The sequence below is a fragment of the Mesorhizobium australicum genome (assembly GCF_900177325.1).
GTDB classification, from domain to species: domain Bacteria; phylum Pseudomonadota; class Alphaproteobacteria; order Rhizobiales; family Rhizobiaceae; genus Mesorhizobium_A; species Mesorhizobium_A australicum_A.
Genome location: NZ_FXBL01000004.1, coordinates 2,616,197 through 2,635,246, shown reverse-complemented (window position 1 = coordinate 2,635,246; position 19,050 = coordinate 2,616,197). Strand labels below are relative to the sequence as shown.

Annotated in this window: 18 protein-coding genes; 9 read left to right on the top strand and 9 right to left on the bottom strand. The window is 64.9% G+C overall.

All coding sequences use genetic code 11. The features are described from left to right. The first annotated feature begins 63 nt into the window (after positions 1 to 63). Entirely contained in the window at positions 64 to 1,047 is a 984-nt protein-coding gene (dgcA, locus tag B9Z03_RS15405; RefSeq protein ID WP_085465016.1) for an N-acetyl-D-Glu racemase DgcA, read from the top strand. On the opposite strand, the gene B9Z03_RS15400 is transcribed toward dgcA, so the two are convergent. Continuing rightward, positions 1,017 to 2,171, bottom strand: coding sequence for an MFS transporter (locus B9Z03_RS15400; protein WP_244561752.1), 1,155 nt, complete (start codon positions 2,169 to 2,171; stop codon positions 1,017 to 1,019). The two genes, dgcA and B9Z03_RS15400, sit on opposite strands and share 31 nt — an antisense overlap. Before the next feature lie 164 nt (positions 2,172 to 2,335). After that, positions 2,336 to 3,145, bottom strand: a complete 810-nt coding sequence (locus B9Z03_RS15395; protein ID WP_139832286.1) for a UDP-2,3-diacylglucosamine diphosphatase — start codon at positions 3,143 to 3,145, stop codon at positions 2,336 to 2,338. 120 nt (positions 3,146 to 3,265) lie between these two features. On the opposite strand from B9Z03_RS15395, the gene B9Z03_RS15390 reads away from it, so the two are divergent. The 4 genes from B9Z03_RS15390 to B9Z03_RS15375 all read left to right on the top strand — a co-directional run bounded on the left by B9Z03_RS15390 (position 3,266) and on the right by B9Z03_RS15375 (position 8,677). After that, positions 3,266 to 4,045 carry an SDR family oxidoreductase gene (locus tag B9Z03_RS15390; protein WP_085465014.1) on the top strand — a complete coding sequence of 260 codons (780 nt, stop codon included), beginning with the start codon at positions 3,266 to 3,268 and terminating at the stop codon, positions 4,043 to 4,045. Between the two features lie 53 nt (positions 4,046 to 4,098). Beyond that, complete coding sequence (locus B9Z03_RS15385; RefSeq protein WP_085465013.1) at positions 4,099 to 4,941, top strand: fumarylacetoacetate hydrolase family protein; 843 nt, start codon at positions 4,099 to 4,101, stop codon at positions 4,939 to 4,941. A gap of 89 nt (positions 4,942 to 5,030) precedes the next feature. Then, positions 5,031 to 7,355, top strand: coding sequence for an NADP-dependent malic enzyme (locus B9Z03_RS15380; RefSeq protein WP_085465012.1), 2,325 nt, complete (start codon positions 5,031 to 5,033; stop codon positions 7,353 to 7,355). A gap of 119 nt (positions 7,356 to 7,474) precedes the next feature. Further along, a complete protein-coding gene (locus tag B9Z03_RS15375) occupies positions 7,475 to 8,677 on the top strand; it encodes a DUF2865 domain-containing protein (protein WP_176247532.1) in 1,203 nt (400 codons plus the stop codon). Here B9Z03_RS15375 and gltX read toward each other — a convergent pair. Genes gltX through B9Z03_RS15350 form a run of 5 tightly spaced genes read right to left on the bottom strand, consistent with a single transcriptional unit; the run spans position 8,595 to position 14,059 of the window. Next, a complete protein-coding gene (gltX, locus tag B9Z03_RS15370; protein ID WP_085465010.1) occupies positions 8,595 to 9,968 on the bottom strand; it encodes a glutamate--tRNA ligase in 1,374 nt (457 codons plus the stop codon). The two genes, B9Z03_RS15375 and gltX, sit on opposite strands and share 83 nt — an antisense overlap. Further along, on the bottom strand, positions 9,965 to 11,212 hold the full coding sequence (locus B9Z03_RS15365) for an MFS transporter (RefSeq protein ID WP_085465009.1): 1,248 nt from the start codon (positions 11,210 to 11,212) through the stop codon (positions 9,965 to 9,967). The genes gltX and B9Z03_RS15365 overlap by 4 nt, the downstream gene beginning before the upstream one ends. After that, entirely contained in the window at positions 11,209 to 11,613 is a 405-nt protein-coding gene (locus tag B9Z03_RS15360) for a GNAT family N-acetyltransferase (RefSeq protein ID WP_085465008.1), read from the bottom strand. The genes B9Z03_RS15365 and B9Z03_RS15360 overlap by 4 nt, the downstream gene beginning before the upstream one ends. 6 nt (positions 11,614 to 11,619) lie before the next feature. Then, the gene (locus B9Z03_RS15355; protein ID WP_085465007.1) at positions 11,620 to 13,299 is read right to left on the bottom strand and encodes an NAD+ synthase; all 1,680 of its coding nucleotides are present in this window, start codon (positions 13,297 to 13,299) and stop codon (positions 11,620 to 11,622) included. A 46-nt stretch (positions 13,300 to 13,345) separates the two neighbouring features. Next, complete coding sequence (locus tag B9Z03_RS15350) at positions 13,346 to 14,059, bottom strand: DNA-3-methyladenine glycosylase I (RefSeq protein ID WP_085465006.1); 714 nt, start codon at positions 14,057 to 14,059, stop codon at positions 13,346 to 13,348. 94 nt (positions 14,060 to 14,153) lie between these two features. On the opposite strand from B9Z03_RS15350, the gene B9Z03_RS15345 reads away from it, so the two are divergent. Continuing rightward, a complete protein-coding gene (locus B9Z03_RS15345) occupies positions 14,154 to 14,711 on the top strand; it encodes a DUF1003 domain-containing protein (RefSeq protein ID WP_085465005.1) in 558 nt (185 codons plus the stop codon). Beyond that, positions 14,708 to 15,283 (top strand): DedA family protein, encoded by a 576-nt coding sequence (locus B9Z03_RS15340; protein WP_085465004.1) that lies wholly within the window; start codon positions 14,708 to 14,710, stop codon positions 15,281 to 15,283. The genes B9Z03_RS15345 and B9Z03_RS15340 overlap by 4 nt, the downstream gene beginning before the upstream one ends. Before the next feature lie 4 nt (positions 15,284 to 15,287). Here B9Z03_RS15340 and B9Z03_RS15335 read toward each other — a convergent pair whose 3' ends face one another. Both B9Z03_RS15335 and B9Z03_RS15330 read right to left on the bottom strand, forming a co-directional pair. Then, positions 15,288 to 15,647 carry a diacylglycerol kinase gene (locus B9Z03_RS15335; RefSeq protein ID WP_085465003.1) on the bottom strand — a complete coding sequence of 120 codons (360 nt, stop codon included), beginning with the start codon at positions 15,645 to 15,647 and terminating at the stop codon, positions 15,288 to 15,290. A gap of 52 nt (positions 15,648 to 15,699) precedes the next feature. Then, positions 15,700 to 16,497 (bottom strand): DODA-type extradiol aromatic ring-opening family dioxygenase, encoded by a 798-nt coding sequence (locus tag B9Z03_RS15330; RefSeq protein WP_085465002.1) that lies wholly within the window; start codon positions 16,495 to 16,497, stop codon positions 15,700 to 15,702. 211 nt (positions 16,498 to 16,708) lie between these two features. On the opposite strand from B9Z03_RS15330, the gene B9Z03_RS15325 reads away from it, so the two are divergent. Next, positions 16,709 to 18,055: a glutamine synthetase family protein gene (locus B9Z03_RS15325; RefSeq protein WP_085465001.1), complete on the top strand. Its 1,347-nt coding sequence runs from the start codon at positions 16,709 to 16,711 to the stop codon at positions 18,053 to 18,055. A gap of 99 nt (positions 18,056 to 18,154) precedes the next feature. Then, on the top strand, positions 18,155 to 19,045 hold the full coding sequence (locus B9Z03_RS15320) for a lipid kinase (RefSeq protein WP_085465000.1): 891 nt from the start codon (positions 18,155 to 18,157) through the stop codon (positions 19,043 to 19,045). Positions 19,046 to 19,050 lie beyond the last annotated feature (5 nt).

Genomic DNA, 19,050 nt, shown 5'->3' with positions numbered 1-19,050 from the left:
GCCGTCTTAGCCCGGCTGAGCCGGCCTGTCACTTGGACCGCCGCCTGTTGCGACGGAGCATCGATGTCACGTGTCCTTTCGATCACAGCCGAATCTTTCCCCATCGCCGGCAGCTTCACGATTTCGCGCGGGTCGAAGACCGAGGCGCTCGTGGTCACTTGCGCGATCAATGAGGGGGATCATGTCGGGCGCGGTGAATGCGTGCCGTACGGACGCTATGGCGAGACGATCGACAGCGTGATCGCGCAAATCGAATCGGCCCGCGAGGCGATCGAGGTCGGCGCATCCAAGGACGAACTCGCGAAGTTGTTGCAGGCGGGCGCGGCTCGTAACGCAGTCGACTGCGCTCTCTGGGATCTTGAGGCGAAGGCGACCCAGGTGCCCATCTGGACGGCCCTGGGCGATATTGCGCCCTCCCCGCTCACCACCGCCTACACGCTCTCGCTCGGCGACGCCGACGAGATGGGCGCGCAGGCAAAGGCGCAGGCGGCGCGGCCGGTGCTGAAGGTCAAGGTCGGCAGCGCCGACGACGAGGCACGCATCCGCGCCGTCCGAGCCGGGGCGCCCGACAGCCGTATCATCCTCGATGCGAACGAGGGCTGGAGCGAAGATAACCTCGCCCGCCATATGTCGATCGCGGCGGAATGCGGCGTCTCGCTGATCGAGCAACCATTGCCCGCCGGCAATGACGGGATGCTGGCGGACATCGCGCGGCCCGTGCCCGTATGCGCCGACGAGAGCCTGCATACCCGCGAGGACCTCACGCGGCTGCGTAGCCGCTACGACGCGATCAACATCAAGCTCGACAAGACCGGCGGCCTGTCGGAAGCAATCCTGCTCAAGGCTGAGGCGCAGAAGCTCGGCTTCCAGATCATGGTCGGCTGCATGGTCGGCACGTCGCTGGCCATGGCGCCGGCGGTGCTCCTTGCGCAAGGCGCGCAGTTCGTCGACCTCGACGGCCCGCTGCTTCTTGCCCGCGACCGCGCGCCCGGCCTCCGCTACGATGGCTCGCTGGTCTACCCGCCGGAACGGGCGCTCTGGGGATAGGCAAGCGCCCGTAAGGCGAGGATCGCGCCAATGCCCGAGACCAGCGCCATCGCATAGAAGCCGTCGACGCCGAACGCCTCGTAGAGCGGACCGCTCGCCAGAGTGAACAGCGCCAGCGTGCCCATGATCAGGAAAAATGCAACGCCTTGTGCTGCCCCCATCCGCTCCTCCGGAACCGTCTCGGAAAACATCTTCTGTCCACCGAGGAAGGCGAGCGAGAACGAGAAGGCGTGCATGCCCTGCACCGCGTAGAAGCCAGCCACGCCCAGGCCCGCCGGCCAGATCAGAGGAAAGAGTATCCAGCGCAGAACGCCGAGCCCAGTTCCGACTGCGAGCAGCACACCTGGACGCGCACGCGGAAAGAGCCGGTCGCACAGGAAGAACATGATCACCTCGGCCAGAACCGAAAATGCCCAGAAGAGCCCGATCGTGCCGTCGTCGATGCCGAGCGTCTTCCAATAGATCGATGAAAAGGCATATGCGAAGGCATGGCTCGACTGCGCCAAGGCCCAAGCGGCGATGATCAGGACGAAATACGGTTGGCGCAGCGCGAAGGAGGCTTGCGGGATTGTCTGCGCCGGGGTCGGGGCAGCGAGACGCGGCTTGCCGAGACGCGGGACAATGAAGGTGGCGGCCACTATCGTGACGAACCCAGCCAGCATCAGCAACGGGACGACGCCAGCCCCCGCAGCTGCGAGGATGTAGCCGCCGACAATGTTGATGATCAGGAAAGAGATCGACCCCCAGACCCGCATGGACGCATAGTTGACGCCATAGCGGCGAACTCCCGACAGGGCGATGGAATCCGACAAAGGCGTCTGGGGAGCCCAGGCAATGGCCAGAACGATCGAAACGGCCAGCACGACCAGATAGGTGGCCGGCAGCAGATAACCGGCGCAAGCGGCCAGGGAGAGGATCGCGCAGGCAAGCAGGACGGGTACGCGATCACGCGCGCGGTCGGCCCAGGCTGAAACCACCGGCCCGGCAAAGATGCGGACGAAATACGGAATGGCGATGATCGAGGCGATTTCGGACGGCGTGAACCGGTGATACTCGAGCCAGAGTGGAAAATACGGCAGATGGATGCCATTCGGCAGGAAGAGGCAGGCGTAAAGAAGGGACATCCGCAGCTCGAAACGATGCGGCTTGATCTGCTGTTCTTTGGAAAGAGGCGGGAGCATTCGGGAAGGAGTCCGAGTGACTGTCCCATGCGCCGTAACATGTCCTCCCCGCCGCGCCTACACGTGAGGGCGCGCCAGCAGTGGACGAGCTTTGCTCCAGCCGCCGGTCAGGCAGCGGCGGCCGGCCTCAGCACCGCGATCTTGCCGTCATCCTCCTGGCGCTCAGGCGTGACCTTGGCCCAGGTGAGGATTTCGAAGCGTCCGTCGAAATGCTCGGCCACCGCTGTGCAGCTTTCCACCCAATCGCCGGTGTTGATGTAGCGCACGCCGTTGATGGTCTCGATCGCGGCGTGATGGATGTGGCCGCAGATGATGCCGTCGACCTCATGACGCCGCGCCTCTTCAGCGACGATGTCCTGGAAGGCGCTGATGAAGTTTACCGCGCGCTTTACCTTGACCTTCGCCCAGGACGAGAACGACCAGTAGGACAGCCCGAACCTGTGGCGGATGAAGGCGACGACGCGATTGACCACGATCGCTGTGTCGTAGGCCTTGTCGCCGAGATAGGCGAGCCAGCGAATGTTGTGGACGATGCCGTCGAACTGGTCGCCGTGGATGACCAGATAGCGCCGGCCGTCGCAGCCCTCGTGGATTGCGCGATCAGCGACGACCACACCGCCGAAGTGTTCGCCCTGGAAGGAGCGCAGGAACTCGTCGTGATTGCCGGCGATATAGATCACCTTCACGCCCTTCCGCGCCTGACGCAGCAGCTTCTGCACGACGTCGTTGTGGGATTGTGGCCAGTGCCAAGACCGCCGCAGACGCCAGCCGTCGACAATGTCGCCGACCAGATAGATCGTCTCGGCATGATGCTGGCGCAGGAAGTCGATGAGAAACTCCGCCTTGGCCGGCTTCGACCCGAGATGGATGTCGGAGATGAACAGGGTGCGAAAGCTTCGGGTTTCGACGTCGGACATTGCGATTACCAGACTTTCCTTCGCGCAATGCCCTGACACGATTCATATCACAGACGTGTGACGGTTGTGGTTTGGCGCGGCTGCGGATACCTCTGTCGCCGATTTGAAGGAGGTCGCGACATGGATTTGGGGATCAAGGGCCGAAAGGCAATCATCTGCGCGTCGAGCCGAGGGCTCGGGCGCGGTTGCGCCGATGCGCTCGCGGAGGCGGGCGTCGAGCTCGTGCTGAACGGCCGCGACCCTGCGGTTCTGGCCGCGGCGGCGCAGGATATCCGCGACACCTACGGCGTCCGCGTGACTGAGATCGAGGGCGACGTGTCGCTGCCGGAGGTGCAGAAGACGCTGCTCGCCGCCTGCCCCGACCCGGACATCCTGGTGAACAACAATGGCGGTCCACCGCCTCGCAATTTCCGCCAACTCGACCGGAAGGCGATTCTCGACGGCGTGACGCAGAACATGGTGACGCCGATCGAGCTGATGCAGGGCGTGATCGACGGCATGATGGAACGCGGCTTCGGGCGCATCATCAACATCACCTCGCTTTCGGTCTACACGTCAATCCCCGGGCTCGACCTCTCGTCCGGCGCGCGTGCCGGCCTCACCTCTTTCATGTCCGGCATCGCCAAGACCGTCGCCAACCGCAACGTCACGATCAACAACATGCTGCCCGGCAAGCTCGACACCGATCGCATCCGCGTGACGACGAAGTTTGGCGCGGAAAAGGCCGGTATGTCGCTTGAGGACTATGCAGCGCAGCAGGACAAGCAGATCCCGGCCGGCCGTCTCGGCACGCCCGAGGAGTTCGGCAAGGCCTGCGCCTTCCTCTGCTCGGCGCATGCTGGCTACATAACCGGGCAAAACCTGCGCATTGACGGCGGTCTCTACCCCAGCGCATTTTGAACCGGCATTGTCGCACTCGTTCGCCTGACATCTGAATTCGGGAGGGGAAACACATGAAGTTGCTGCGTTTCGGCGATTTGGGCCTGGAGAAGCCCGGCATTCTCGACAAGGACGGCGTCATCAGGGACGCATCTTCAGTCGTCGCGGACTATTCGCCAGCGACGGTTTCGCTCGACCTGCTGTCGATCCTTGCGAACATCGATCCGACCACCCTGCCCGCCGCACCCAAGGGCGTGCGGATCGGTTCTCCGGTGTCGCGGATCGGCCATTTCATCGCGATCGGTCTCAACTATGCCGACCATGCGGCGGAAACCGGGGCGCCGATCCCGAAGGAACCCATCGTGTTCTCAAAGGCACCGAGCTGCCTGTCCGGCCCGAACGACGACGTGATGCTGCCGAAAGGCTCGGTGAAGTCCGACTGGGAGGTCGAACTCGCGATCGTGATCGGCAAGGAATGCGATTATGTCGAGGAGAAGGACGCTCTGAAGCATGTCTTCGGTTACGCGGTCTGCAACGACGTGTCGGAGCGCGAATACCAGGCAGAACGCGGCGGCCAGTGGATCAAGGGCAAGAGCGCGCCCACTTTCGGGCCGCTCGGTCCCTGGATCGTGACGCCGGACGAGATCGCCGACCCGCAGAGCCTCGACATGTTCCTCGATGTCAACGGCAAGCGCATGCAGACCGGCAATACGTCGACCATGATCTTCACCGTCAGGCAGATTGTCTCCTACCTGTCGCAGTTCATGATTCTCGAGCCTGGCGACGTGATCACGACCGGCACCCCACCCGGCGTGGGTCTCGGCATGAAGCCGCCGGTCTTCCTCAAGGACGGCGACGAGATGCGGCTTGGCATCGCAGGCCTCGGCGAGCAGCGGCAGAAGGTCGTCGCCAGGTAACGGCCGGCGCGAAACAGCTTTCGCTTTTTCGCGCGTTCGCTTCTCCGCCGCCCATGCTAATCGTTTCGCATGAAGCAGGGGGAATCGCCATGACCAGCGAAGCCGACAAGGCGCGATCGTCCGACCTCGACGAGGCGGCGCTGTTCTTCCACCGCTATCCGGTGGCGGGAAAGCTGGAGATCCAGGCGACCAAGCCGCTCGGCAATCAGCGCGACCTCGCGCTCGCCTATTCGCCTGGCGTGGCCGCGCCCTGCCTCGCGATCAAGGACGATCCGGGCGCGGCCGCGCTCTACACCGGCCGAGCCAACCTCGTCGGCGTCGTCTCGAACGGCACCGCCGTGCTCGGCCTCGGCAATATCGGCCCCTTGGCGTCGAAGCCGGTCATGGAGGGCAAGGCCGTGCTCTTCAAGAAGTTCGCCGGCATCGACGTATTCGACATCGAGATCGATGCGCCGGGAATCGAGCGCATGGTCGAGGCGATCTCGGCGTTGGAGCCGACCTTCGGCGGCATCAACCTCGAGGACATCAAGGCGCCGGAGTGCTTCGAGGTCGAGGAGCAGCTCAAGGCGCGGATGGGGATTCCAGTCTTTCACGACGACCAGCATGGGACGGCGATCATCGTCGCGGCGGCCGTTCTGAACGGCCTGGAGGTCGCCGGAAAGTCGCTGCCGGACGTCAAGATCGTCACGTCGGGCGCGGGTGCCGCCGCCCTCGCCTGCCTCAATCTCCTCGTTTCTCTTGGCGCCAGCCGCGAGAACATCTGGGTCACCGACCGGTTTGGCGTCGCCTACAAGGGCCGCGTCGACGAGATGGACCGCTGGAAAGACCCTTACGTCAAGGACACCAATGCCCGTGCGCTCGCAGATGTGATCGGCGGCGCGGATGTGTTCCTGGGTCTGTCGGCTGCGGGGGTCCTGAAGCCCGAACTGCTCAAGGAGATGGCGGACCGGCCCCTCATCATGGCGCTCGCCAATCCGACGCCGGAGATCATGCCGGAGCTCGCGCGGGCCGCACGGCCCGACGCGATGATATGCACCGGCCGGTCGGACTTCCCGAACCAAGTCAACAACGTGCTGTGCTTCCCCTACATCTTCCGCGGGGCGCTTGATGCAGGCGCGACCGCGATCAACGAGGAGATGAAGATGGCGGCGGTGCGCGCCATCGCGGCCCTTGCCCGCGAAGAGCCGTCGGACGTGGCCGCGCGCGCCTATTCGGGCGAGACACCCACATTTGGGCCGAACTACCTGATCCCTTCGCCCTTCGACCCGCGGCTGATCCTGCGAATCGCGCCCGCTGTTGCACAGGCGGCGATGGACAGCGGTGTGGCGACACGGCCGATCGTAGACATGGAGGCCTACGTCGACCGGCTGAACCGCTTCGTGTTCCGCTCCGGCCTGGTGATGAAGCCGGTCTTTGCCGCCGCCCGCACGGCGACGAGAAAGCGGGTGATCTATGCCGATGGCGAGGACGAACGCGTGCTGCGCGCCGCACAGGTGGTGCTGGAGGAAGGCACCGCCGAACCGACTCTGATCGGTCGCCCCCACGTGATCGACGTTCGGCTCAGGCGCTACGGCCTCAGGATTCGTCCGGGCACGGATTTCGCTATCGTCAATCCAGAGGACGATCCGCGCTACCGCGACTATGTCGACCTCCTGATCCGCCTCGCCGGCCGGCGCGGTGTGACGCAAGAGGCCGCGCGCACCATGGTGCGCACCGATGCCACCGTCATTGCCGCGCTTGCGCTCCACAGGGGCGATGCCGATGCGATGATTTGCGGCCTGGAAGGCCGGTTCGAGCGGCACTTGCGCAATGTCAATCTGATCATCGGCGCGCGAGCCGACGTGCGCTACCGCGACCTGTCAGCGCTCTCCATGCTGATCTCGCAGCGCGGCGTGACCTTCCTGACCGACACCTATGTCACGCTCGACCCAAGCGCCGACGAGATCGCGGAGATGACGCTGCTGGCCGCGGAGGCGATCAGCCGATTCGGCATCGTGCCGAAGGCGGCGCTGCTGTCCCATTCCAACTTCGGCTCGCGCGACAGCGCCAGTGCACTGAAGATGCGCGAGGCCGCGGCGATCCTGAAGCGGATCGCGCCGGAGCTCGAAAGCGACGGCGAGATGCACGGCGATTCCGCGCTGTCGGAGGAACTTCGTCGACGGGTCTATCCGCATTCGGTGCTGAAGGACCAGGCAAACCTGCTCGTATTTCCCAATCTCGATGCGGCCAACATCGCGCTAACAACGGTCAAGACCATGACGGATGCGCTGCATGTCGGGCCGATCCTGCTCGGCACCCGCCTGCCCGCGCACATCCTGACCCCGTCGGTAACCTCGCGGGGTATCGTCAACATGACCGCGCTCGCCGTCGTCGAGGCCTCTCAGGATGCGCCGACACTGATCGCTGGCGGCTGAGGACGGTAAGGCGCGGTTAACCTTGTGCCTTCCGTTCGTGGGAGCGTCGGTCCACGTTCAGACGGCATTCATGTTCGGCGCGCATGATCGCGCCAACGTCCATCAAGGGATGGCAGGCGATGCATGGGAAGCTCCAGACGGTGAAGTGGCTCGCCGCCGTGCGGGCGTTTGCGCTCGTCCTCGCTGCGGGCCTCGCCGTCTCCGCCAACGATGCATACGCCCAGTCGCGGACCTGCCGGCAGCTTGAGGCGCAGCTCGCAAGCCTTTCGTCGGGCGGCTCCGGCAGTTCGGCCCAGGCACGTCGCTACGATCAGGCGATCCAGCAGCAACGCACCCAGATCCGCAGGGGAGAACAGCAGTATCGCCGCGCGGGATGCGGCGGCGGCTTCTTCTCGCGCGACAATGGCGGATCGGCCTGCGACGCCATCGGCCGCGGCCTTGACCGCATGGAGCGCAACCTCGCCCAGCTCGAACGCACGCGCTCCCGCATGGGCGGAGGCGGCGGAGACACGCGTCGCGAGCGCAACAGACTACTCGGTGCGATCGCCGCCAACGACTGCCGCGGCGTGCGGCGGGATCGCGCGCCCGAAATGGCGGCAAGGGAACAGCCGCGCGGCGGCAACCTCTTCGAGCGGCTCTTCGGCGGCGGGATCAAGCGGGTCGATCCGCGCGAGGATGAGGAATTCCAAGCCTATGACGGCTCGGCGCGCGTGCGCACCACCATCGGCAACGGCAACAGTTTCGAGGTGATGCGTGGCGGCGGAAACTACCGCACGCTGTGCGTGCGCACCTGCGACGGCTATTACTGGCCGATCTCCTATTCCTCTTCCAGTTCCGACTTCCAGCGCGACGAGCAGAACTGCCAGACCATGTGCCCCGGCACCGAGGTCAAGCTCTATTCGCACCGGGTTCCGGACGAGGAATCGGAGAACATGGTCGATTCCTACGGTAGCCCCTACACGGACCTCAAGACGGCCTTCAAATACCGGGACGTCAACTTCACCCGACCGCAGGGTTGCTCCTGTACGGCGGTGAAGAAGGGTTTTTCCATCGTCGCCGGCGAAGGAGCGACCAGCGCGCCTGCCGAGACCTCGTCCATCGCCCTGCCCTCGTCGCGCCCCGACCCTGCGGCGGATCCCGAGACGCTGGCGAACCGGGAAGGATCGTTCAATACCGACGACATGAAACGCCTGTCCGAAGCCGCGGCGGGCGAATTTGCCATCGATGCCGGGCGCAAGGTCAGGGTCGTCGGGCCTGCGTACCTTCCGGACCCAGAAGGGGCAATAGATCTGCGAGCTCCGGCCCGGACGGCAATCCAGTAAGCGCAAGGCGGACGGGCATAAACAGCGCCTTGCCCTTGCGGCCAGACACCGCCTTCACCTGATCCATCCACGCCTTGAAGGTCGTGCCGTCCCATGGCGCGGCGGGCAGCAGATCGAAAGCCGCGCGCAGGAAGGCGCGGTCCTCGTCCGACAGGTCCGGCGCTTGCGTCGGTCCCTGTGTCACGATCCGCCACCAGCCTGCCGCATCGGCCAGCCGATCGAGATTTCCGCGCACGGCGAGCCAGAACGGCTCGGCCCGGGCGCCGGCGATGCCGAGAGCGGCGAGGCGCTCCGCCACCGCTGCGAAGTCCATGCCATGCAGCAGCGTGCGGTTTAAGACGAGGAGATCGGCCGGATCGAACTTCGAGGCCGACCGCGAGGTCGAGGCGAGATCGAAGCGGCCGGCGAGTTCGGCCATGTCGCGCGCGGCGACAACGTTCTCGGACGTGCCGGTCAACACCGCGAGCGACGCGACCGCCATCGGCTCGATGCCGTCGGCGCGCAAACTGGCGATCGACAGCGCACCGCTGCGCTTGGAGAGCCCCTCCCCGGTCACGGCGGTCAGCAGGTTGTGGTGGCCGAAGGCGGGTGGTTCCGCACCCAGGGCCTTGAAGAGCGCGATCTGCACGCCGGTATTGGTGACATGGTCGTCACCACGGATGACATGGGTGATACCGAAGTCGATGTCGTCGGCGACCGAGGGCAGCGTGTAGAGATAGGTGCCATCCTCGCGCACCAGGACAGGGTCGGATAGCGAGGCGAGATCAACCGTCTCCTCACCGCGCACGAGGTCGGTCCAGGTGACTTCCGTGCGCCGGGTCGAAAACGGGTCGGTATCGAAATTCGGCAGAAGGAACCGCCAGTGCGGTCGCCGGCCTTCCGCCTCCAGCCTTGCCCGCTCGACCGCCGTCGGCTTCAGCGCCTCGCGACCGTAGACGGGCGGCAGGCGGCGCGTGAGGCGGACCTTGCGTTTGAGGTCGAGTTCTTCCGCGGTCTCATAGCAGGGATAGAGCAGGCCAGCCGCCTTGAGTTTCGCGATCGCCGCCTCGTAGACCGCGAAGCGCTTCGACTGGTATTCGACCACGGACGGCTCGATGCCGAGCCAGGCGATGTCAGTGAGGATGTTGTCGGCATATTCCTGCCTGGACCGCTCGACATCCGTGTCGTCGAAGCGCTGCACGAAGCGGCCGCCACGCTGCCGGGCGAACAGCCAGTTGAACAGCGCCGTGCGGGCATTGCCGATATGAATGTTGCCGGTGGGCGACGGCGCAAAACGGACGATGACGGTCATCCGGGCGGCCTATCGGACACAGCTTTGCTTGGCAAGGTGCGCGCTCTGACGCGCCGCGCGACAAACGCCATCAGCAGCGAGACGGGGAAACAATAGACGCCCATGGTGACGAGCTGCGCCGGATAGCCGACGCCGACGTCGATCAGATAGCCGGTGATGCCCGGGCCTGCCGCGGTCGCGAACACGGTCGTCGCGACGATCAACGCCCTGATCGCACCCAGATGTCTGAGGCCGTAAACCTCAGGCAGCACGGAGCCAAGCGTCGTGGTCGCCGCTCCGCTGGACGCTCCGAGAAGCGCCATGACGAGGAACGGCGTCCAGCCGGCCGTCATCGTTCCAAGCAGAATGCTTGCGACGCCGAGCGGCAAAAGCACGAAAGGAATGACCGACAGGCCGGAGAAGCGATCAATCAGATAGCCGGTCATCAACGTCGACAGGCTGTTGACGCCCGCCCAAACGACGAATGCCGAGGCGAAGACGCCGAGCGACCAGCCGCGCAGTTCCACCAGGTAGACCTGGTGGAAGAAGATGACCGTGACGATGAAGCCCGGCGCCATGAACCCGAGCATGGACAGATAGAAGATCGGATCGCTTAGCACTTCGCCCCGCGTCCAGTCGCGCGCGTCGACCACCCGAGGATTGATCTCGGTCGACGCCGGAACCCGTTCGACAGCCGCCAGCCACATGACCAAGGGCAGTGCGACAACCAGCACCGCGACGCCGAGAACCAGCCAACCCAGGCGCCAGCCGATCGCAGCCGACAGCGCGACGAAGCCGGCGATCAGCACCGCTTCGCCAGCGTTGTGCCCGAGTATGACGAGCGACAGCGCCTTGCCGCGCTGGGCGGTGAACCAGCGCGCCGTGGCCGTGTAGGCCGTATGTGGGAACATGCCCTGCCCGAAAAGACGCAGCAGGTAGATGGTGAGGATCAAGCCCACCACATGCGCGGACAACGCCATCAGCGCGGTCGCAGCGGCCAGCATCGGAGCTATGATCAGCGCAACCGTGCGTACCGTCAGCCGATCCACGATCGCGCCAAGATATGGCAATGTCAGCGCGCTCGCGAGCGTGCCGATCATGTAGACCATGCCCCACTGACCGTTGCTGAGACCGTATTCCGAGCGGATATGTCCCGCCGAGCCTCCGATGAAGGACGTCTGGCCGATCGTGGAAAAGAAGGTCAGGACAAAGGCGGCCGCGACCCAGCGTGCATTGCCGCGCAGAAATATCAGGAAGGCGCTCACCCCGCCGCTGACCGATCGAGCCGCATCTCGTTTCCATCAGTGCATCTGCGGAATCCGAACGTCTCGTAGAGCCCGTGCGCATCGGAGGTGTTCAGCGTCCAGATCGCGACCGTTCGCAGCTCCGGATGGTCCAGAAGCGCCCGGACCAGCGCCTTGCCGACGCCCTTGCCGCGATGTTCCGGCTGCACGATCACGTCGGAAATGCGGGCAAACAGCGTGCGGTCGCCCGAGGCGCGCGCGAAGCCGACCTGTTGCCCGTCGATCAGGGCGACCGCGCAGACCGAGTTCGCGAACGCGCGCAGGTTGATCTCATCGGTGCGTCCGGCGGTCCAGTACGCGGTTTCCAGTAATCTCGACGTGGACGCGAAATCGATCCTGGACAGGTCGAATACGATCTCCACCTGTCGCTATCCCCGATCCCTGAACCGGTTGGTGATGGGGTAGCGGCGGTCGCGGCCGAAGTTCTTCTTCGTGATCTTCACGCCGGGCGCGGCCTGCCGGCGCTTGTATTCGGCGATGTAGAGCAGGTGCTCGACACGATGCACCGTGTCGCGGTCGTGCCCGCGCGCGACGATGTCGTCGACGCCCATCTCGTTCTCGACGAGGCATTCGAGGATGTCGTCAAGCACGGGATAGGGCGGCAGCGAATCCTGATCGGTCTGGTTCGGCCGCAGCTCGGCCGACGGCGCCTTGTCTATGATGTTCTTCGGGATCACCTCGCCCGACGGGCCGAGCGCGCCGGGAGGAACGGTACCGTTGCGCCAGCGGGACAGCGCGTAGACCTGCATCTTGTAGAGGTCCTTGATCGGGTTGAAGCCGCCGTTCATGTCGCCATAGAGTGTGGCGTAGCCTACCGACATCTCGCTTTTGTTGCCCGTGGTCACCACCATCGAGCCGAACTTGTTCGAGATCGCCATCAGGATCGTGCCGCGCGCGCGGCTCTGCAGGTTCTCCTCTGTGATGCCTTCCTTGGTGCCTTCGAAGATCTGCGTGAGCGCGTGGCTGAAGCCCTCGACCGGTTCAAAGATCGGAACGATGTCATAACGGCATCCGAGCGCCCTCGCGCAGGCTTCCGCGTCGGCCAACGAATCCTTTGACGTGTAGCGATAGGGCATCATGACGGCGCGCAGCCGCTCTTCACCGAGCGCGTCGACCGCAAGTGCGGCGCAGATCGCCGAGTCGATGCCGCCCGAAAGGCCGAGCACGACGTCCTTGAAGCCGTTCTTGTTGACGTAGTCGCGCAGGCCCAGCATGCAGGCGCGGTAGTCCGCCTCCTCGGCCTCTGGAATGCGCGACATCGGTCCGTCCGTGCAGCGCCAGCCCTCGCCCTGCCGCTTCCAGGTGGTGACGACGACCGTCTCCTCGAACTGGCTCATCTGGAAGGCCAGCGACTTGTCGGTGTTGATGGCGAAGGACGCACCGTCGAAGATCAGCTCGTCCTGTCCGCCCATCTGGTTGGCGTAGAGCATCGGCAGGCCGGTCTCGATGACCTGCCTGATGACGACCTGCTGCCGCACGTCGACCTTGCCGCGATAATAGGGCGAGCCGTTCGGCACGAGCAGAATCTCGGCGCCGCTCTCGGCCAGCGTCTCGCATACGCCGAGATCGCCCCAGATGTCCTCGCAGATCGGGATGCCGAGGCGGACACCGCGGAAGGACACCGGCCCCGGCATGTCCGGGCCCGCCCTGAAGACGCGTTTCTCGTCGAACTCGCCGTAGTTGGGCAGGTCGACCTTGAGGCGCTCGGCGATGATCTTGCCGCCGTCGGCCACGATGATGGCGTTGTGGACGCCGCTTTTGCGCTTCAGCGGCACGCCGATGACAAGGCCCGGACCGCCGTCGGCCGTATCCGCCGCAATTTCGGTGGCCGCCTTCTCACAGGCCGAGAGAAACGCGGGCTTGAGCACCAGATCCTCCGGCGGATAACCGGCGAGAAAGAGCTCCGTGAACAGCACAAGGTCCGCGCCGTGGCGTGCCGCCTCCGCCCTCGCCTCGCGCGCCTTTGCGAGGTTACCGGCAATATCGCCCACGGTCGGGTTGAGCTGGGCAACGGCGATGCGGAGGACGGAAGGCGCGGACTGGGTCATGCAAGAGGCTTAGCGTGACGCGCGACGGCTGACAATCTTCGCTCGCCTACTCCCCCATATAGGCTGCCAGCTCTTCAGGAGCATGGTTGATGCCCGTGGACATGGCAAGCACGCGGGAGATGTGGGTGCGGCTGAGGCCGGTCTCATCGGCCCATTCGTTGACTTGCTTCTGGATCTTCGCGAGATCGCCCTTCGACGTCGGCTGTTCGGCGATGTCGAGCCCGGCGTCGCGGAGCGCAGCTGCCATGTCGCGTGAGATAATGAAGGCGTCCCAGCCGATGAAGCGCAGGAAATACTGGCCCGAATTGCCGCCCAACCGCGAGCCGTGCTTGGCCAAGTAGGCAGTGAGGCCGATCTGGTCGTCCGCCGGCCAATTGGCGAGGAAGCGGCCGAAGCCGCCATACTCCTGCGACACCTTGTCGACGAAGGCGGCGTTGTCGCGCACTGATCTGATCTTCTGCGGATTGCGCACGATGCGCTTGTCTGCGGCTAGGTCGTGCCAGAACTCATCGGGTTGAAAAAGGAGCGCCTTCGGCTGGAAATCCAGGAACGCCTCCTCGAAGCTCGGCCACTTGGCCTCAATCACGCTCCAGACGAAGCCGGCCGAGAAGATGCGCGCCGACATCTGCGAAAGGATGCGGTCGTCGCCGAGCGCAGCAAGCTGCGCATTGCTCGGCAGCGTGCCGAGCAGGCGCGAAAGTATCTCTTCGCCACCCTTGCGCAAGGCCGCGCGGGCGCGGATCGCGGCAAAACTGTCCATTGATTTCTCTCCCGATCGGCGCTTTGTGGCGGCGCTGACCGCATTTTCGCCAATGATGCGGCACTTGCCAAGTCGGCCGCGCGAGGAGGCCCGGATGCAGAAGACGATCGACGACCTTTCCACCCGCTGGCTCAAACGTAACCTCGACAGCTTGAGCGAAGAAGAGCTGCGCGTGCTGCAGAGCGCGATCGACCGCCGGCCGATCGCGCGCGATATTCGCGAGAACCTGGCGGGAGAGGCCAGCCTGGGCGACCGGATCGCCGATGCGATGGCGCGCGTGGGCGGCTCGTGGACCTTTATCGTCAGTTTCCTGCTGTTTCTGGCGGTCTGGACGGCCGGCAACGCCTTCCTCTTGACCCGGGATGCATTCGACCCCTACCCGTTCATCTTCCTCAATCTGATCCTGTCGATGCTGGCGGCGGTGCAGGCGCCGATCATCATGATGTCGCAGAACCGTCAGGCCGCTCGCGACCGACTCGACGCGACACACGACTATGAGGTGAACCTGAAGGCCGAGATCGAGATCATGGCGCTGCACGATAAACTCGACGCGCTACGGCAGCGCGAGATCCTCAATATGCAGTCGGAGATCGCGGAACTGGCAGCGCATCTGAAGCGCATCGACGCGCGGCTGGGTGGCCCGGCATCGTGATCGATCTCCTGCATTATCTGGTCGAGCGGTTCGGGCTCGTGGCCGTCTTCGCCGGCTGCCTGGCGGAGGGCGAAAGCGCTGCCATCTTCGGCGGCTTCTTCGCGCACCAGCAGGTGTTCGCGGTCTGGCATACGGTCGCCGTCGCCTTCGCCGGCGCCTTCCTCGGCGACACGGCGCTGTTCCTCGCCGGGCGGCGCTTCGCGGACCATCCGCGGGTGTTGGCGCTGCGTGCACGGCCAGGGTTCAGCCATGCGCATGGGCTGGTCGAGCGGCACCCCAATATCTTCATTCTGACCAACCGGTTCATCTACGGCCTGCGCATGGTCGGCGGCGTGGCGGCTGGGCTGTCGTCCGTGCCCGTTGCTCGCTTCCTTGCGCTCAACGCGGCGTCCGCGCTCGTCTGGGCCTGCATCTTCGTCAGCCTGGGCTACTTCTTCGGCGCCGGCGCGGAGCACCTGATCGGCGATGCGCTGGTAAAGCATCAGCGGCTTCTGATCGGTGTCGGGCTAGCGGTCGCTGTCATGGCGATCGGGCTCTGGCTCGGGCACCGCTACCTGCGGACGCGCCACTGAACCGCTAAAGCGCCACGCCTGCAATCTTCTCGGCCACTGCAAGCAGCCAGACGCCGCCGGCGATGACGATCGAGATCAGCACGGCGAGCGAGCCGCAGTCCTTGGCAAGCTGGATGTCGGTGTTGAATTCGCGGCTGAACGCGTCGCAGGCCGCCTCGATGCCAGTGTTCAGCACTTCCACGATGATCAGCAGCAGGATCGCGCCGATGAGCAGCGCGAAGCTCCACCAACTCTGCGACAGGAACCACGCGACAGGCAGGGCGGCGAGAAGGAGGACGACCTCCTGCTGGAAGGCCTTCTCCGTGCGGATGAGACGCCCGAAGGCGCGCAGCGAGTTCCGGAAGGCGTTGAGGAGGCGTTTCATCGGAGATCTCCGCCCGACGGGCCGGGCGGAGACCGTTTAGCCGATTTCCGGCTCAATGGAACAGGTAGGAATCGTAGGCGAAGAAGCCATATTCCTTGGACGAATGGATACGCTCGCCATGAATCTCCTTGCCCGCGGCACCAAGCGCGAAGAAGATCGGCATAAGGTGCTCGTCCGTCGGATGGTTCTCGGCGGTGAACGGCGCGCGGTTCTTCCAGTCGAGCAGTGCCTGCGTGTCGCCTGCCGCGATCTCGTCTGCGAACCAGGTGGTGAAGGCATCCACTTTGTGCACCAGCTCCGGATCGGGCGTCCTGCCCTCGCGCATCACCGGGAAGAAGGCGCGCAGGTTGTGGGTGATGTGGCCGGAGCCGACCAGCAGCACACCCTCTTCGCGCAGCGGTGCCAGCGCCTGGCCGAGTCTATAATGCCATGCCGCGTCGCGGTTGGGATCGATCGAGACCTGCACGATCGGGATGCCGGCATCCGGAAAGGCCAGCATCATCGGCGTCCACGCGCCATGGTCATAGCCGCGCTTGCCGATGGTGCAGGGTGAAAGGCCGGCCTTTTCGAGCAAGGAGACAACCCTTGCGGCCAGAGCGGGCTCGCCGGGCGCCGGGTAGACGATCTTGTAAAGCTCCGGCGCGAATCCCCTGAAATCATAGATCATCTCGGGCGCTGGATCGGTGACGACGACAACACCGTCGGTTTCGAAGTGCGCCGATACGAGCACGATCGCCTTCGGACGGGGCATATACTCCGACAGCGTCTCGAGGAAGTGGCGGGCCTCGGAATCGGAGGTGACGATGTTAGGGCCGCCGTGGGAAATGAAAAGCGAAGGCATTGTGGTCATGGAACGATCTCCTTGGCCAACAAATACGCCTGACCTCGGGCCGCGCACAGATCGTGGCGCTTCGACTGAGCGTTCATGAATTGCGAACGAGCGCTTCCGAACTGTCCAGCGAGCGATGACGACGTTCGCCTGCGCCGAGAAAATCTCGCCATTGGACGATGACGGACGGGACGCGGACGGTTAGCTTCGTCCGAAACACGGGGGACGACACGTGCCGGACGAACTCGCCCGCTTCCTCGAGGCGCATCCGCAAACCACGCATCTCGACGCCGTTCTGTTCGACCTGTGCGGCAATGCCTACGGCAAGCGCATGCCGCGCGCGCATATGGCGAAGTTCTTTGCCGTCGGTTCGCCGATCTGCGCGGCGATGTCGCTGGTCGACGTGCAGGGCAACACCGCCGATCCGATGGGCTACGGCTTTTCGGACGGAGATCCGGACGCGACGGTGATGCCCGTCACCGGAACGCTGGCACCGGTGCCGTGGAACATCGGCATCGCGCAAGTGCTGTGCACGCCGGCCAGCGCATCAAGCGGCGAGCCGTTCTGGTACGATCCACGCATCGTGCTGTCGCGCACCGTCTCGATCCTCCATGAGGCCGGACTGCGCCCGGTGGTCGCGGCGGAGCTTGAGTTCTACCTGATCGACCAGCGGCGCTGCGACAACGGCGCGCCCCTGCCGGTGAAATCGCCTGAGACCGGCATTGCGGAGGCGGCCGGCAAGGTTCTGTCGTTGGCCAAGCTCGACGAATATCAGCCCTTCATCTCGGCGGTGGAGGCCGCCTGCGCGGCGCAGGGCATCCCCTCCTCCACGATCATCAGCGAATACGGCGCCGGCCAGTTCGAGGTGAACCTGGAGCATCGCGACGATCCGGTGAAGGCGGCCGACGACGCCTGCCTGTTGCGCCGCGTCATCCAGTCGGTCGCGCGACAGTTCGGCATGGAGGCCACCTTCATGTCGAAGCCTTTTCCCGACATGGCGGGCAGCGGACTGCACGTCCACGCGAGCATGCTCGGTGCCGACGGGCGGAACCTGTTTGACGACCGCCGGCCCGACGGCCAGGCCATGCTCAGCCATGCCGTGGCTGGCCTCCAGGCGACGATGGCCGAGGCGATGGCCATCTTTGCGCCGAACCTGAACGTTTTCCGCCGCTTCGCCGCCAACAACTTCACGCCGGTGACGAAGGACTGGGGCGAGAACAATCGCTCTGTCGCCTTCCGCGTGCCCGTCTCATCGGGCGCTTCACGACGCATCGAGCACCGCGCATCGGGTGCGGAGGCCAATCCCTATCTGGTGATCGCCGCAGTGCTCGCCGGTATGCACCACGGCATTGAGAACCGGCTGGACCCGGGTCCGATGCATACGGGCAATGCGGGTGCCGAGATCGATCCAGACCTACCACTGACGCCGTGGGACTCGCTCAGGGCGTTGCGCGCCGCAACCATCCTGCCGCACTGGCTGGGCGCGAACTATCCGGCGATCTATGCGAGCGTGAAGGAGGCGGAGCTTGCCGCTTTCATGGGCGCAATCTCGCGCCGCGAATACGAGTGGTATCTCTAGAGGACACATTACCAAGATTTAACGGATCGAGGGTGCGGCGCGCGTCGCAATCGCCTGTCCAGCGTCCTATCTGCGTGGCGAAGACAATCCGGATCCATCATGTCTCCAGAAAAACGACGCGGACTGCTGCTCGTGAACCCAAAGGCGCGACGCGGTGGCGAGGCGATGACGCCGCTGGTCGAGCGCCTGGAGGTCGGCGGCGTCGCGGTGACTATCGAGCCCTTCGGCGCCCTACCCGAGATTTCCCGCGACATCGTGCGGCTGCGCGATACGGCGGATCTGGTGATCGTATGCGGCGGCGATGGATCGGTGTCTTCGGCCGCCATGGCGGCGATCGAGAGCGGGCTGCCGCTCGGCATCATCCCGATGGGCACCGCCAACGACCTCGCCCGCACGCTGGGCATTTCGGCCGACCTCGGCAGGGCTGCGGATGTGATTGTGGCCGGCAAAACGCGCAGCATCGACGTCGGGACGGTGAACGGCCACGCCTTCTTCAACGTTGCCAGCATCGGACTTTCCACCGAACTTGCCCGCAGCCTCGATCCGGGCCTCAAGCGGCGGTTCGGCCGCTTCGGCTACGCGTTGGCGGCGGCGAAGGTGCTGTCGAAGGCAAACAGATTCAAGGCACGGATCACCGAGAAGGGATTGCAGATCGACGCTTCCACCTACCAGATCGCCATAGGCAACGGTCGCCACTACGGCGGCGGCAACATCGTCGAGGCCTCGGCCTCGATCGACGATGGGCACTTGGACCTCTACAGCCTCGAAATGAAGAACGTCTGGAAACTGGCCTTGATGCTGCGCTCGTTCCGGGCCGGCACCCATGGCGCCTGGAGCGAGGTGCGCACCGCCCGCTGCATCGAATTCGACATCGAGACGGACGAGGAGATGGCGGTGAACGCCGACGGCGAGATCGTCACCTCGACGCCGGCGCATTTCAAGGTCCTGCCAAAGGCGATCGCAGTCTTCGCGCCACGCGACGGGATCTGAAACGA